Genomic DNA, 14,816 nt, shown 5'->3' on the forward strand with positions numbered 1-14,816 from the left:
GAGTGTGATCTCGCGCCAGCGCCCCCTTTCCCCTTGCCATACAATGGCTACCGAACACCTTTTCACTAAAAATAAGCGTAAAAAATCTTCCTTTTAACCTACATAAACGGAATTGGAGCGAGAAATGTTTCGTAAAACTTTACTCTCGGTAGCCCTCGGCACCGCCCTGTTCGGACTGACTGCCTGCAACGATAACCAGACAGAGAGCAGCACAGTCGCCAAACCGGAGCAGGCCATCCAGTACAAGGACGTTATCGACCGTCGGGGAACACCGACCCAATTCCGCGACTTTGACAGCTACTCCAACCTCAAATACAACCCGCTGCTCGATCTGGGGGCATGGCACGGTTTCCTGCTGCCTGCCAGCGACAAGGAGTGGGGGGGCTTTACCGGCCCCATGGTCATCTCCGAGGAGTACAGCCTCTTCTTTGCCAGCGAGCTGGACAAGCTCACCCTAAGCGATGCGAGCGGCCGCCCGTTCCCGCTCACCAGCGCCCGCAAGCAGGAGGTGTACGCCATTCCCGGTGCGCTGGTGCAACACTTCGAGTTCGAGCCCTTCACGCTGGAGCTGGAGCTGCGTTATGGCGATGCCCGCACAGCTCTTATCCGCACCCGACTCATCAATCAGACCGATGCACCGCTCACCCTCAACCTCAACTGGCAGGGCGAGTTGCTCAATCAATGGGATGCCAAGGATACGATTGCCAGCAAATATCCAGGCTGGACTCGCACCATCAGCGAGAGCGACAAAGGAATCGAATTCCAGTTCGGCAAACTGCGCAGCACCTGGAACATCATGCAGAGCGGCAGCGCCCGCTATCGCATCGACCGCACCCTGCCAAGTCGCACCACCCTCGACCAGAAGACACTGGGCTACCAAAGCGACGCCAGCATTACCCTGGCAGCCAAGGGGAGCGAGGATATCTACACCCTGCAGAGCTATCTCCACTCCGCAGATGACGCCAGCCGCCATCAGCAGAGCCGTCAGGCCCTGCTGGCCAACCCGGCCAGCTATTTTGCCGACTCCATCCGCCGCTGGGAGGGCTACCTTGCCAAGGGTCTCTCCAATCAGGGGATCCCCGAGTCGGAGCGTCGCATCGCCGTCAAGGCGATGGAGACCCTCAATGGCAACTGGCGCTCCCCGGCTGGCGCCATCCTCCACGACGGGGTAACCCCCTCCAATACCGCCCGCTGGTTCGACGGCGTCTGGGCCTGGGATAGCTGGAAGCACGCCTATGCCATGGCGCACTTCAACCCTGAGGTGGCCAAGAACAACGTGCGCGCCATGTATGACTATCAGGTGCAGCCGGATGATCCGGTGCGACCGCAGGATGCGGGCATGGTGATCGATGCCGTCTTCTACAACAAGCTGGCGGATCGCGGTGGCGATGGCGGCAACTGGAACGAGCGCGATACCAAGCCGCCCCTCTCCGCCTGGGCCATCTGGGAAATCTACAGCGCCACCAAGGACAAGGCCTTTATCGCCGAGATGTATCCCAAGCTGCAGGCCTACCACGACTGGTGGTACCGTGCGCGGGACAACAACCACAACGGCATCATCGAATATGGCGCCACCAAGCATGTGGAGCACAACGACGAGTACGGCAATATCACCTTCAAGGTGCAGTACTCCAACGGTATTCCCGCCGGGCTGGATCTCTCCAGCTGTACCAGTGAGGGGGATGGCTGGTATGCCTGCGCCGGTATGCCGCTCTATCAACAGGTGTTGAACGTGGGCGGTTACAGCGACATGGATATCGGTGCCCAGCACGGCGCCGGTTGGGAGTCCGGCATGGACAACGCCGCCCGCTTCGGCTTTATCGAACCGGGCCAGCTGCAACGCTATGCCGACAAGACTTATGGCGGAGATTTGGCCAAGGCACGTCAGGACTGGAACGTCGCCTTCTTTGAAAACCATCAGGACAATGGCGATTTGATCGGCTTCTCCATCGATCAGGAGTCGGTGGAGCTCAACGCCTTCCTGGCCAAGGAGAAACGCATTCTGGCAGACATGGCCGACCTGCTTGACAAGCCGGACGACGCGAGCCGCTACCGCGATGGCGCGACCCAGCTGGCTGGTTACATCAACAGCTGCATGTTCGATGAGGCATCAGGCTTCTATTACGATCGCCAGATTGCTCAGGGGGATGTTGCTGACGGCAACGGCTGCGTCGGCAAATTGCTGACCGCCCGCGGCCGTGGCCCGGAAGGGTGGAGCCCGCTCTGGGCTGAGGTCGCCGACAAGGAGAAAGCGGCGCGGGTGCGCGAGGTGATGCTCAACGCCCAGGAGTTCAACACCAGGATCCCGCTGGGCACCGCCGCGCTGACCAACCCGGCCTACGACCCCAATATCTACTGGCGAGGCCGGGTATGGCTCGATCAGTTCTACTTCGGGGTGAAGGGGCTGGAGAACTACGGCTATCGCAGCGATGCCGAGGCTCTGGTCAACAAGCTGTTCAACAACGCCGAGGGCTTGGCGGGCAGCGGCCCCATCCGCGAAAACTACAATCCGGAGACCGGCGCCATGCAGGGAGCCAGCAACTTCAGCTGGAGCTCGGCCCACCTCTACATGCTCTATCGCAACTTCCTCAAGCCACAGGAATAAGCCTCGAGAGAGGATGGCTTGATGCATCAGGTGGCCTTGTAGAGTGTTGCCATACTGATTGAGCAAACTGAGCGCTCGGGAAATATTGCTCAGGTGCTTGCTGCTCCCCCGCAAAAAATGGTGATAGCGGGGGAATAAAAAACAACCCGGCACGAATGCCGGGTTGTTTTTTTATCAGAGAGACGAACTCAGCTCTGGCCTTGCAACGCCTGTTGCAGCTCCTCTTCGGTCCAGATGGTGATACCGAGCTCCTGTGCCTTGGCCAGCTTGGAACCGGCCGCTTCCCCCGCGACCAGCACATCGGTCTTGGCAGATACAGAGCCCGCCACCTTGGCCCCCAGCGCCTGCAATGCCGCCTTGGCGTCGTTGCGCGACAAGGTGGTCAGGGTGCCGGTCAGCACGAAGGTCTTGCCGGCAAAGGGTTGCTCCGCGGCCTCTTTCTTCTCGATGGCCGGCCAGTGGATGCCGGCAGCCAGCAAGGCTTCCAGCACCTCCACGTTGTGGGGCTGACGCAGGAAGTAGTAGACATGCTTGGCCACCACATCACCCACATCGGCCACTTCGAGCAGTTGCTCCACCGAGGCCGCGCGCAGGGCATCCAGGGTGAGGAAGTGGTTGGCAAGGTTGAGCGCAGTCGCCTCCCCCACTTCACGGATCCCCAGAGCAAACAGGAAGCGCGGCAAGGTGGTACTGCGCGCAGCATCGATGGCAGCTACCAGATTGAGGGCCGATTTTTGCCCCATCCGCTCAAGACCGGCCAGCTGGATGGCGTTGAGGCTAAACAGATCGGCGGGAGTCTTCACCAGTCCCTTGTCTACCAGCTGCTCGACAATCTTGTCGCCAAGGCCATCCACATCCATGGCGCGACGGGCGGCGAAGTGCTTGATCGCCTCCTTGCGCTGCGCCTCGCAGAACAGGCCACCGGAGCAGCGGGCAACTGCCTCTCCTTCCAGCCGCTCTACTGCCGAACCACACACCGGACACTCGGTCGGGAAGAGGATCGCGCGGGCGTCGCTTGGGCGCTGCGCCTCCACCACGGCCACGATCTGCGGGATCACGTCTCCTGCCCGGCGCACGATCACCGTATCGCCAATCATCACGCCAAGGCGCTCGATCTCGTCGGCGTTGTGCAAGGTGGCGTTGGAGACGGTCACGCCGCCGACAAACACAGGTTTTAGCTTGGCCACCGGGGTCACGGCGCCGGTGCGGCCGACCTGAAACTCGACGTTCTCAAGCTCTGTCATCTCTTCCTGCGCCGGGAACTTGTGGGCGGTCGCCCAGCGCGGCGCGCGGGCCACAAAGCCCAGCTCCTCTTGCAGAGCGATGGCATCCACCTTGTAGACCACGCCGTCGATCTCATAAGGGAGCTCGCCACGGCGGGCCAGAATGTCGTCGTGGAACGCCTGACAACCGGCGGCCCCCTCTTTGAGCTTCACCTCGGGACTGAGCGGCAGCCCCCACGCTTTGAGCTGGTTGAGACGACCGAAGTGGGAGTCGCCCAGTTGCTCGCCCCCCACCCCCACGCCATAGGCGTAAAAGCTCAGGGGACGGCTGGCGGTGATGCGTGAATCAAGCTGACGCAGGCTGCCTGCTGCTGCGTTGCGCGGGTTGACGAATACCTTCTCGCCCGCTGCCAGCGCCTTGGCGTTCATCGCCTCAAAACCGGCCTTGGGCATAAAGACTTCGCCACGCACTTCCAACCGATCGGGCCAGCCAGAGCCCCGCAATTCGAGCGGAATGGCCTTGATGGTACGCACGTTCTCGGTGATCTCCTCACCGGTGGCGCCATCGCCCCGGGTGGCCGCCTGCACCAGCTGACCATTTACATAGAGCAGGCTCACCGCCAGACCATCGAGCTTGGGCTCGCAGCAGAAGGTGAAACGCACGTCACGCTTGAGGCGATCGCTCATCCGTTGTTCGAACGCCTGCAACTCTTCGCTGCTAAAGACGTTATCCAGACTGAGCATGGGGATCTCGTGGCGCACCTGTTTGAAGGCTGTCAGCGGCTGACCGCCGACACGCACGCTGGGTGACGCCGGTGTTTTCAGCTCGGGATGCTCGGCCTCCAGCGCAATCAGTTCGCGCATCAGGCGATCGTATTCGGCATCCGGCACTGTGGGGTTATCCAGCACATAGTACTGGTGACCATATTCGGTAAGCAGTTCACACAATTGACGGTGGCGGGAGAGGGTGTCGCTCATGAAAAAGTCTCGAAGTGTGATTGAACATACGGACGGGGTAGAAACAAAAATGCGGTACCAGGGTACCGCACTTTTTCTTCACTCGACCCGCATGGCGTATTAGTCGCGACTGGCCTCGTAGGCAGCCAGCTCGTGACGGTAACGGGCAATGGTCTCGTCGCTCAGCGGGCTGCGATCCATATCTGTCAGCATGGCATCGAGATCGCTGGCCAGCTGATCGGCAGCCTGCAGCATGTCCTCGAAGGCAAACGCGGCATTGCTGCGCAGCGGCAGTTGCATGAACAGGGAGACACCCGGCGTGGTGAACTGCTCCATCCGGTACGGATTGAAGGTGCCTGGCTTGACCATGTTGATCATGGAGAAGAGCACTTCACCCTTGCCGTTGGGATCTTCGTGACGGTGGAAAATATCCATCTCGCCAAACTTGAAGCCCAGCGCCATCAGGGATGAGAGCAGGGTTGCACCTTGCAAGTCGTGACCCGGACGGCCCATCAGGTTGATGACATAGACATCCTGCCAGATTTTCTCGACCGGCTGGGGGGCCATGCGCGGCTCTTCAACCACAGGTGCAGGTGCCACATAGGCCGGCTCTTCATACACAGGCTCGGGAGCCACATGACGGGGCTGCGGCTGATATTCCGGCTCGGGAGCTCGCACCGGTTCGGCACGAACGGTGTCGGCGGTACGGACTGTCTCTGCACGGGCACCAAAAGTCGGGGCGGTCGCGTAGGCGGGCTCGACCAGCGGCTCGTCGTCCAGCGACTGCATCATAGGCTCGCGCTGGGGACGGGAACGGTAGACCGGGGTACGACGATTGACCTGAGCTGGTTTGCGCACCGGCGCGGCAGGCGCCTCGTCGATCTCCTCGGGCAGCGGTTCGTCGAACGCCTCCTCCTCTTCATAGACAGGAGGTGGCGGAACCGGGCGGGCAGCAGGCTTGCGCACTACGGGCGGCGGCAGATCGTCCTCGTCATCTTCATCATCAAAGGCGGGGACGGCAGGGCGACGACCGAGTTCCGGCTGGCGGCTCTCTTCACTGCGCAGCTTGGGCTCGGCACGACGGCCACCACTGACCACACGTACCTGGCCGATGCCATCGCTGTCGAAGGCGTCGTTATCACGATCCCGCGACTTGGAGTCCATCCGTCCAATCGGTTTCTCTTTGATCGGTGCCTGACGATTCTTTTTGTTGCTCCACAACCCGTGAATGAGCAATGCCGCAATAGCAATACCGCCCAGGGCAACCAAGATGTAACGCAATTCCTGCATTAGCTGCTTCTCTTTCTAGTTTTGCTCAGCCAAAGCGACGGCTTCACCGATATCGACCGACACAATGCGAGAAACCCCGGGCTCATGCATCGTGACGCCAACCAGCTGCTCAGCCATCTCCATGGAGACCTTATTATGACTGATGTAAACGAACTGTACTGTGCTCGACATCTCTTTGACAAGAGAACAGAAGCGACCGACGTTCACTTCATCGAGCGGTGCATCCACCTCATCCAGCAGACAAAAAGGTGCTGGGTTGAGTCTGAAGATGGCAAAAACCAGCGCAAGCGCGGTTAACGCCTTCTCCCCCCCGGAAAGCAGGGCAATGGTAGCATTCTTCTTACCCGGAGGTCTCGCCATGATGCTCACTCCGGCCTCCAAAAGATCATCGGAGGTAAGCTCAAGCCAGGCACTGCCTCCACCGAACACTTTCGGAAACAGGGATTTTAAATCTTCGTTGACCTTATCGAAAGTGTCCCGGAACCGTATTTGTGTCTCTTTATCAATTCTTTTAATGGCTTGGCTCAAGGTTTCCAACGCTTGCTCGAGATCCTGACACTGATTTTCAAGATAGGTTGCCCGGGTTTTCGCCTCTTCGTATTCCTCCAGCGCCGCCAGGTTGATGGCGCCGAGTGCCTCCACTTGTGCCTCCAGGGTCTGGATCTCCTGCCGCAGCTTGCTGCGATCAGCGGCGATCAACACCGCCTGATCGAGATCCACCAGTCGAACACCCAGCTCTTCGAACTGCTCGTGCAACCCCTGTCGACGGGTGAGGTTGCGCTCGCGCTCAAGGCGCAGGGTCGCCAGCTTCTCTTGCAGAGTCACCAGCTGCTTGTGATCGGCACTTCTGGCCTGCTCCAGCTCACTCAGCTGGCGCTCCAGCTCCGCAAGCCGCTGATGACAGGCGAGCTGCTGCGCCTCCAGATTGCGCTGCTCGGCCAGCAGGGGCGCCAGATCCGGCACTGCCTCGCTATCCGGCCCTTTCAGCCCGGCCAGCTCCAGCCCGAGCCTCGCCAACTCCTCTTCGCCCAGGGTAATGAGTTGGCGCAGATTGCCCAACTCCAGTTGCAAACGCTGGCAGGTCGCTTGTTGCTGCTCGCGGCGCGCACGGGCCTCGTCGACCGCCCGCTCGCAGCGGGTCAACAGCTCCTGAGCAACCAGCAACCCTTGCGTCAGCGGCTCCCCCAGCTCCTGCAACTCGGCAAGGCGCGCCTCATCGAGTTCCAGTTGTTCACGGGCGCTGGCCAGTCGCTCTGCCTCTTCGGCCTGCTCCTGATCGAGCCGGATCAGCTCTTCGCCGAGCTGACCGAGCCGCTGCAACCGCTCCTGCCGCTGACCCTGTTGCAGGCTCCAGGCTTCGCGCAGTTGTTGCCATTTCTGCTCTTGCTCGCGCAAGGTTCGCTGCGACAACTCCTGCGCGCTGGCAAGCTGGGCGCACCGGGCATCGGCTGCAACAAGTTGCTCACTCAGCTGTGCCAGCCCCTCGGCAACCCTCTCCTGCTCGGTATGCAACCGCTCACGCTCACCAAGCAGCGCCATGGTGCCGAGCGCCGCACCCTGTCCCAAATCAGCCCAGTTTGGCCCCAGCCAGTCGCCAGCAGGAGTCAGTACCGACTCACCTGCCGCCAGGCTTGGCTGGCGGGCCAATGCGGCCTCCCGGCTCTCCACCAGCCAGATGGCGTTGAGGAAGGCAGGAATGTGCTCACCACCCAGTTGCGCCGCCAGCGTACCGGCAACCGCAGGTTGCGCCGGGCCAATCCAGAGCCCCTCTTGCGCCAGATTGCACTCGTCCGCCGGCGTTGCGGTGAGCCAGCGACCCAACACCTTGTCGAGTGCCTGTGCCCACTCGGGGGCCACCTGCAACCGGTCGGCCAGAGTCGCCCCCTCCATCTGTTCGCCGAGGATCTGATCCAGGGTCGCCAGCCGCGCCTCCAGCTCCCGTTGCAGGCCCAACTGCTGGCCATGCTGCTGCTTGAGTTGTTCATGGGTGTGGACAGCCTGCGCCAGCTGCTCGGTCAGCTCGTCATTGGCCGCCCGTGTCAGCTCCAGCTCACCACTCAGGGCATCGAGGGCCGGTTGCAGGTCATCGGCCTCAGCGCCGAGGGGGCCTGCGCGTTCATCTTCCAGTTTGAGGCGGGCCAGCCGGGTCTTGGCTTGCAGCTCCTGCAAACCACCCAACCGGGTACGGGTCTGATTGAGCTGCCCCTGCACCCCGGCCAACTGTTGCTGCCACTGCTGCTGACGCAGGCGGGCCTGTTCCAGTTGCTCGCTGGCGTGCTGGCGAGCCTCCTGCTGCTCGGTAAGCAACTGCTCACACTGCTCCAGCCGAGCGCTCTCCTGCTCAGCGCGCAATACCCCTTCGGTCAGTTGATCCTGCTGGCTGGCAAGCTGCGCCTTGCGGGTGGCAATCCGCTCGCCCAGCGCCTCTGCACGGGCCTGCCAGTCGCGCCCCAGTTCACTCTGGTGCAGTTGCTGCTGTTCGAGACGGGCGATGGCCTGCCCGCCGAGAAAAATCTGTTGCTGACGGCTCGCCTGCTCGGCTTGCGCCTCTTGTCTGGCGACCGACAGGGTGACGTGGCGCCCCTCATCTGCGGTGCGCTTGGCATCGAGCGCCGCCAGCGCCTGCTCGGCCTGTGCCAGCTCTGTTTTAGCCTCGCCAAGGCGCGTCTCCAGCGCCCACAACTCGGAGCCAATCAGCTCGGCGCGAGCGGCGCGCGAACGACTCTTGAGCTGTTTGTAGCGCTCGGCCGTTTCGGCCTGGGCTTTGAGGTGGTCAAGGCGCGAACCCAGCTCGCCGCGAATATCGCCGAGGCGCTCCAGATTCTCCTGAGTGTGGCGAATGCGCTGCTCGGTCTCGCGGCGCCGCTCCTTGTAGCGGGAAACCCCGGCGGCCTCTTCCATAAAGAGCTTGAGATCGGCCGGACGTGACTCCACCAGTCGGCTGACAGTGCCCTGCTCGATGATGGCGTAGCTGCGGGGGCCAAGACCGGTGCCGAGGAAGAGGTCGGTCACATCCTTTCGGCGGCACTTCTGGCCGTTGATCTGATAGTGGTTGGAGCCGTCGCGCAGCACTTCGCGGCGCACCGAGATCTCGGTAAAGCGGCCGAACTCGCCGGGCACACGGTTGTGGGGATTGTCGAACACCAGCTCGACCGAGGCGCGCCCATGCGCACTGCGATTGATAGAGCCGTTGAAGATGACATCGGTCATGTTCTCGCCGCGCAGATGGCGGGCGGAGCTCTCCCCCAGCACCCAGCGCACCGCGTCGATGACGTTGGATTTGCCACAGCCATTGGGGCCCACCACGGCGGTCATGTCTGCCGACAGTTCGATGCGGGTCGGCTCGACGAACGACTTGAAGCCGGCGAGTTTGATCAGTTTCAGACGCATGGCGACCTGTATCAGTGGCTAAATAATGAGGAGGCGGGCAGGCGATTTTACCAAATCCAGACCCGGCTTTGTTTGTAATATGCAGGCATCATCCCCATTCAATGCCCGATTTTCAGTCGCCACGGCACGAAATAAGGAATAGTCGGCGACTTTACCAAATCAAAGGCTTGTTTGTAATATGCTGGCAGTTCTCCCATGCATAGATGGAGCTCACATGAGCCAATCACCCCATATGGTCAAAGATTCAATCAGCGGTGCAGACTACTTTCTGCGCGGTTTTTCCCTTATTCGCCAACCGGGCATCCGCACCTTTGTGCTGATCCCCCTGCTGGTCAACTTCGTGCTGTTTGCCGGGGCCTTCTATGCCCTGCTGCTGCAACTGGACGGCCTGTTCGCCTGGCTCCATCAGCAGATCCCCGCCTGGCTCGACTGGCTGGACTATCTGCTGTGGCCCATCGCCCTCATCACCATCCTGGTGGTCTTCTCCTTTATCTTCAGCTCGGTTGCCAACTGGGTAGCAGCCCCCTTCAACGGCCTGCTGGCGGAGAAGGTGGAGCAGATCCTCACCGGCCAGCCCGCCAATGACAGCGGCATGCTGGATATCGTCAAGGATGTGCCACGTACCTTCGGCCGCGAATGGACCAAGCTGAAGTATTACCTGCCCAAGGCTATCGGTTGCCTGATCCTGTTTCTGATCCCGGTGGTGGGCCAGACCCTGGCGCCTGTGCTCTGGTTCCTGTTCAGCGCCTGGATGATGGCGATCCAGTATGTGGATTATCCGTTCGACAACCACAAGATCGACTTCATCACCATGCGTGACGCCTTGAAGCAACGCCGTGGCAAGTGCCTCAGCTTCGGCGCTTTGGTGACCCTCTTCTCCGCCATTCCGGTGGTGAACCTCTTCGTGATGCCGGTCGCCATCTGTGGCGCCACCGCCATGTGGGTCGATCACTACCGGCAGGAGCAGTTGGGGCGCTAACCCTTGAACATTGATTAGAAAAAGGCACCCGAAACGGTGCCTTTTTCACATTTAGCATGAATTAAATTAATGCATGCATTCGATAGCTTGTCCCATATGACACGAGTTGGTAGGATTCTGGCCTTTCTCGTTCCCTGGGATATCTCATGTTACATGCACTCTTCTTGGTTGGCCTGGTGGCCGAAGGGATGACCGGCGCGCTGGCCGCGGGTCGGCGACGGATGGATCTGTTTGGTGTGGTGATCATCGCCTCGGCGACGGCCATCGGTGGTGGCACCATTCGCGATGTGCTGCTGGGCCACTATCCGCTGCTCTGGATTGAACATCCGGAATACGTGCTGCTGGTTGCCGCAGCCGCGATGGCGGGTGTGGTCTCCGCCCCCCTGATGCGCTACCTCGGCAAGCTGTTCATGGCCCTTGATGCCCTGGGACTGGTGGTCTTCTCCATCTTCGGTGCGGCCCGGGCGCTGGATATGGGCCACGGCGCCGGTATTGCCTGCATCATGGCGGTGGTGACCGGGGTCTTTGGCGGCGTGCTGCGGGATCTGCTCTGCCAGCGGATTCCACTGGTATTTCGTCGCGAGCTCTATGCAGCCATTTCGCTGATCACCGCAGCCCTCTACTGTCTGGCGCTGGATCAGGGCTTGCCGACCAACTGGGCCGCGTTCGGTTCCATCGGGATCGGCTTTGTACTGCGGCTGCTGGCGGTTCGCTTCAAGTGGGGTCTGCCCACCTTCGACTATCAGTACGCGACCCACTGAGTACGCCAGCTTCTGGCGAGGCGGGTTGGATTGCGAGCAACAAAAAAGCGCCCGAGTGGCGCTTTTTTCATGGACGGTCTGCGACTCAGTTAATCCCTTCCGAGCTGAAGAAGGTCGCCTTGTCGGCGATAAAGCGGATCTTGATGTTCTTCCCTTCCCCGCCCCAGAGGCAGCTCGTAGTGCCCAGCGCATCATCACAGCGCTCCGCCTTGCCCAGAATGGTGCTGGCCTCAGCGTAGCTCATCCCCATCTTCAACTGGTCGTAATTTTCACGGTTGAGCTTGCTGCAACCGGTCAACAACAGGGCGATCAGGCCGCCAATCACTATCTTTTTCATCGCTATCTCCTCTCTGGTGGGAAGAGCTTGGCAGCTTGCCATCCCCTTTACCAGCTGCGCACCGGGCCGGTATCGAGGTGAACGAAGTTATCACGGGGATAGTAACCAACCCCACCCACCTTGAGCTGGAGCGCCGCCTTGCGCAGATGGGCCAGCTGTACGCCGGGGATCCGCACATCCACCGCCTGCCCCAGGGTGTGGTAGCTGTGTTTGGCCACGCCGTGGCTCTTGTGGCGCTTCTGACGATTGGTTGCCGGGGCGCGATAGCCGGAGATCAGCTGAATTTCGCTGCGCCGACCCAGCTTGTGCTGCAACAGAAACAGCTGATCAAACAGCTTCTTGTCGATGTTGAACACTTCGTTGCGCCGGTAATCGCGGAAGATGTGGTTGAGCTCGGCTAACCCGTCGCTCAGATAGTGGCCATTTTCCCAATAGCTGGCGCGCACCCGCTCGCCGGTATTGAGATTGAAGAAACTGAGTTCACGCCCGGTGGTACTGCGGCTGGCCAGTGCAGGGAAGGAGATCAGCGAGCTGCCCAGCAGGCAACCGGCTCCCAGCAACAGGCGACGTCGACTTATCTCTTGTTCCAGCATAAGGGGTTCGTCCATCGCAGATTCAAGCGAAAATAGTTGAATAAGATCACTGATTGAATGTGATACAGGCGCTTGAAACTACCCTCCGGCGGGGGGCCCTGTCAAACCTCAATCGCCCATAGAAAAGCCCGGCACAGGCCGGGCTTTTCACTCTGTGGCAGGGATCACAGCAGGCGGCTCTGGAAGCTGACCCGATCAAATCCGTAGATATCGTTACGCAATTGCTGGCGACCATTTTCGTCGAGCCAGCTGCTCCAGTAGACAGTAAAGACCGGGATCGGCGTGGTGAGCGGCAACCATTTGGTCTGGCTCTCCTTGAGGATATTGGCCACCTTGTCCGGCTGATAGCGGGAGTCCGCCAGCAACAGTTCGGCCAGATCGTCCGCATGCTCCACCCGGATGCAGCCCGAGCTGAAGGCGCGCGCCCCCTGTTCGAACAGCGCCTTGCGCGGAGTGGAGTGCAGATAGATGGCGTCATTGTTGGGCAGGTAGAACTTGTAGCGCCCCAGGGCATTGTGATCCCCCGGCTTTTGCCGCAGGCGATAGGGGAAACCGGCGGCCAGCGCCTGATGCCACCCCTCTTCGGTGAACTGGACCGGATTGCCCTCGCTGTCGATCACCTCGAACTGCTCGCGACTCAGGTAGGCGGGATCCCGACCCAGCTTGGGCAGGATGTCCTTGCTCAGGATGGAGCGCGGCACATGCCAGGAGGGATTGAGCACGATGGAGCGAATTTCGCTGGCCAGAATGGGAGTGGCGCGCTGCTCCTTGCCGACGATGACCCGGCTGGTAAACACCTCGTTGCCGGACTCCACCACGCTCAGACGGTAGTCGGGAATATTGACCAGCACGTACCGGCCACCGGCGAGCTGATCCACCAGATCACGACGCCACAGGTTGCGCAGCAGCAGGCTGGCGCGCACTTGCGGGCCGGTATTGAGCCAGGAGCGGGTCTGACGACCGATAATGCCGTCCGCGGTGAGACCATGACGACGCTGGAACTGCTTGATGGCCTGCTCGGTATCACCATCGTAAATCTGATCACCATGGCTCGGGGCGCTGTCGCCCAGCTCGTTGAGCATGGCGCGGATTTGGCCGAGCTCGGCGGAGCTCTCTCCGGCACGCAGGGTCGGCATATCGAGGGTTGGCCACTTGCTGGCCATCGGCATCGCCAGCAGTTTGTGCACCTTGGCCCGCACCGCCTCGTATTCCGCCACCTGAGGGCGCAGGGATTTCACCTGGGTGAGCAGGTCATCATCGCTGGGCTGGGTCACCACAGGGCGGTTCAAATCGAGCTTGAGGGTCTTCATCTGCTCGCGCGAGACCAGATCCATCCCCCGCCAGGCGTGCTGGAAACGGCTCAACTTGGTAAAAATGTCGTCATAGATGGCACCACGCTTGTCTGCAGGGGTGGCCTGCAGACGCTTCCACAGCGTGAAAAAATCGGGATGCAGCTGGGCAAGCACAGCCTCTTGCAACTGCTGCTCCAGCTCGACACGGGCCTGTTCGGCCTGACTGCCCTGATACCAGTCGTGTCCGGTTTCACTGGCCGCCACCACAACTTGTGCTTCGGTCGCATGTACCGCGCCAGCGGGCAAACATCCCAGCCACACCAGATTGGCAAGGGCCAGCCAATACTTCATCCCCATGGGTACCTCAAAACGGTTTGTTCACTCTGTCGGGCCTGACAAGCTGACCCGATGCTCAGGCCGCTCATGATGCGTGAACGGCCAATACTTTGCTAGCGCCCGGGGGCATAACGCTGCCAGATAATGTCATACGCATCTGTCTCCTTGAACCGCGCCAACGCCTGATTGAATTGTTGCAAGAACTGCGGCGAAAAGCTGCGCTTGCCCAACATAAAGAAGCTCGGCGATTCAGATACCACCATGGGGTGACTGGTGAACAGACCGCTCATCCCCTCCTTGTTAAGGGCGCTGGGGGTAGCCAGCATGTCACCGAGGAAACCGTCGATCCGCCCGCGGGCCAGTTTCTCAAAATTTTGCTGGTCGCTCACCGCACTCACCTGTTTGGCATAGCGAGCGAGCAGCAACATCACTTCCTCACCATAGAAGTACTCTTTGGTAACACCGAGAGAGTAACCACTGGCCAGCCAGCTCGTCAGATCCTGTTCGGGATAGTGGCTGCCCTTGCGGATCCACAGCAAGGTGCGCCCCGGGTTGTAGGAGTCGGAAAACCAGGCATAACGGGCGCGATCATCATTGATATTCGCCTCCATCGCCATGTCTATCTCACCATATTCCATTTCGTGCAGTACCCGCTTCCAGGGCAGCTCCACATAGTTGACCTTGCAGTGCATGGAAGTGAGCACAGCCGTCAGCACCTCGGCGGCATAACCGCGCACCTCTTGCGGTGAGTCGGCTTCGTAATAATGGTAAGGGGGCCAGTTATCGTAACCGACCTGAATGGGCTCGGGACACAGGGCCTTGGCCAATGCCATTGGCGCCCATAATCCAAGCAGCAGACAGCAAGAGATCCACTTCATATGTCATCCTTGACGAATAAGTGAGTCATCATAAATCGCCCCCTGCAAAATGGCGATAGAGGCCAGATGACTATCGCATCCGCTAGAAAATGACGCAGCAAAGCACGTCTATTTGCCAATTGCCCTGCCGGAGCACTACTGGCAACCGGCGCCTCGCCAAACCTGTTTAACCGGG

At 60.5% G+C, this 14,816-nt stretch carries 10 protein-coding genes; 3 read left to right on the plus strand and 7 right to left on the minus strand.

Annotated elements, in window-relative coordinates; genetic code table 11:
• The first annotated feature begins 124 nt into the window (after window positions 1-124).
• A complete protein-coding gene (gene ygjK / locus G5380_RS09145; RefSeq protein WP_421352674.1) occupies window positions 125-2,605 on the plus strand; it encodes an alpha-glucosidase in 2,481 nt (826 codons plus the stop codon).
• Between the two features lie 188 nt (window positions 2,606-2,793).
• On the opposite strand, the gene ligA is transcribed toward ygjK, so the two are convergent.
• The 3 genes from ligA to G5380_RS09160 all read right to left on the minus strand — a co-directional run bounded on the left by ligA (window position 2,794) and on the right by G5380_RS09160 (window position 9,465).
• Window positions 2,794-4,806 (minus strand): NAD-dependent DNA ligase LigA, encoded by a 2,013-nt coding sequence (ligA, locus tag G5380_RS09150; protein WP_421352675.1) that lies wholly within the window; start codon window positions 4,804-4,806, stop codon window positions 2,794-2,796.
• 99 nt (window positions 4,807-4,905) lie between these two features.
• Complete coding sequence (gene zipA / locus G5380_RS09155) at window positions 4,906-6,075, minus strand: cell division protein ZipA (RefSeq protein ID WP_040066671.1); 1,170 nt, start codon at window positions 6,073-6,075, stop codon at window positions 4,906-4,908.
• A 15-nt stretch (window positions 6,076-6,090) separates the two neighbouring features.
• On the minus strand, window positions 6,091-9,465 hold the full coding sequence (locus G5380_RS09160; RefSeq protein WP_421352676.1) for an AAA family ATPase: 3,375 nt from the start codon (window positions 9,463-9,465) through the stop codon (window positions 6,091-6,093).
• Between the two features lie 214 nt (window positions 9,466-9,679).
• On the opposite strand from G5380_RS09160, the gene cysZ reads away from it, so the two are divergent.
• Window positions 9,680-10,444, plus strand: a complete 765-nt coding sequence (cysZ, locus tag G5380_RS09165; RefSeq protein ID WP_005338455.1) for a sulfate transporter CysZ — start codon at window positions 9,680-9,682, stop codon at window positions 10,442-10,444.
• 146 nt (window positions 10,445-10,590) lie between these two features.
• A complete protein-coding gene (locus G5380_RS09170) occupies window positions 10,591-11,205 on the plus strand; it encodes a trimeric intracellular cation channel family protein (protein WP_335841859.1) in 615 nt (204 codons plus the stop codon).
• Between the two features lie 85 nt (window positions 11,206-11,290).
• On the opposite strand, the gene G5380_RS09175 is transcribed toward G5380_RS09170, so the two are convergent.
• The 4 genes from G5380_RS09175 to G5380_RS09190 all read right to left on the minus strand — a co-directional run bounded on the left by G5380_RS09175 (window position 11,291) and on the right by G5380_RS09190 (window position 14,641).
• Complete coding sequence (locus G5380_RS09175; protein WP_005338457.1) at window positions 11,291-11,542, minus strand: lipoprotein; 252 nt, start codon at window positions 11,540-11,542, stop codon at window positions 11,291-11,293.
• A 47-nt stretch (window positions 11,543-11,589) separates the two neighbouring features.
• Window positions 11,590-12,135, minus strand: coding sequence for a DUF882 domain-containing protein (locus tag G5380_RS09180; RefSeq protein WP_421202826.1), 546 nt, complete (start codon window positions 12,133-12,135; stop codon window positions 11,590-11,592).
• A 164-nt stretch (window positions 12,136-12,299) separates the two neighbouring features.
• On the minus strand, window positions 12,300-13,784 hold the full coding sequence (locus G5380_RS09185) for a L,D-transpeptidase family protein (RefSeq protein ID WP_139432734.1): 1,485 nt from the start codon (window positions 13,782-13,784) through the stop codon (window positions 12,300-12,302).
• Between the two features lie 92 nt (window positions 13,785-13,876).
• Window positions 13,877-14,641, minus strand: a complete 765-nt coding sequence (locus tag G5380_RS09190) for a substrate-binding periplasmic protein (protein WP_421352677.1) — start codon at window positions 14,639-14,641, stop codon at window positions 13,877-13,879.
• Between the last annotated feature and the right edge of the window lie 175 nt (window positions 14,642-14,816).

Source organism: Aeromonas sp. 604443, from assembly GCF_049170315.1.
Lineage (GTDB): Bacteria > Pseudomonadota > Gammaproteobacteria > Enterobacterales > Aeromonadaceae > Aeromonas > Aeromonas veronii_A.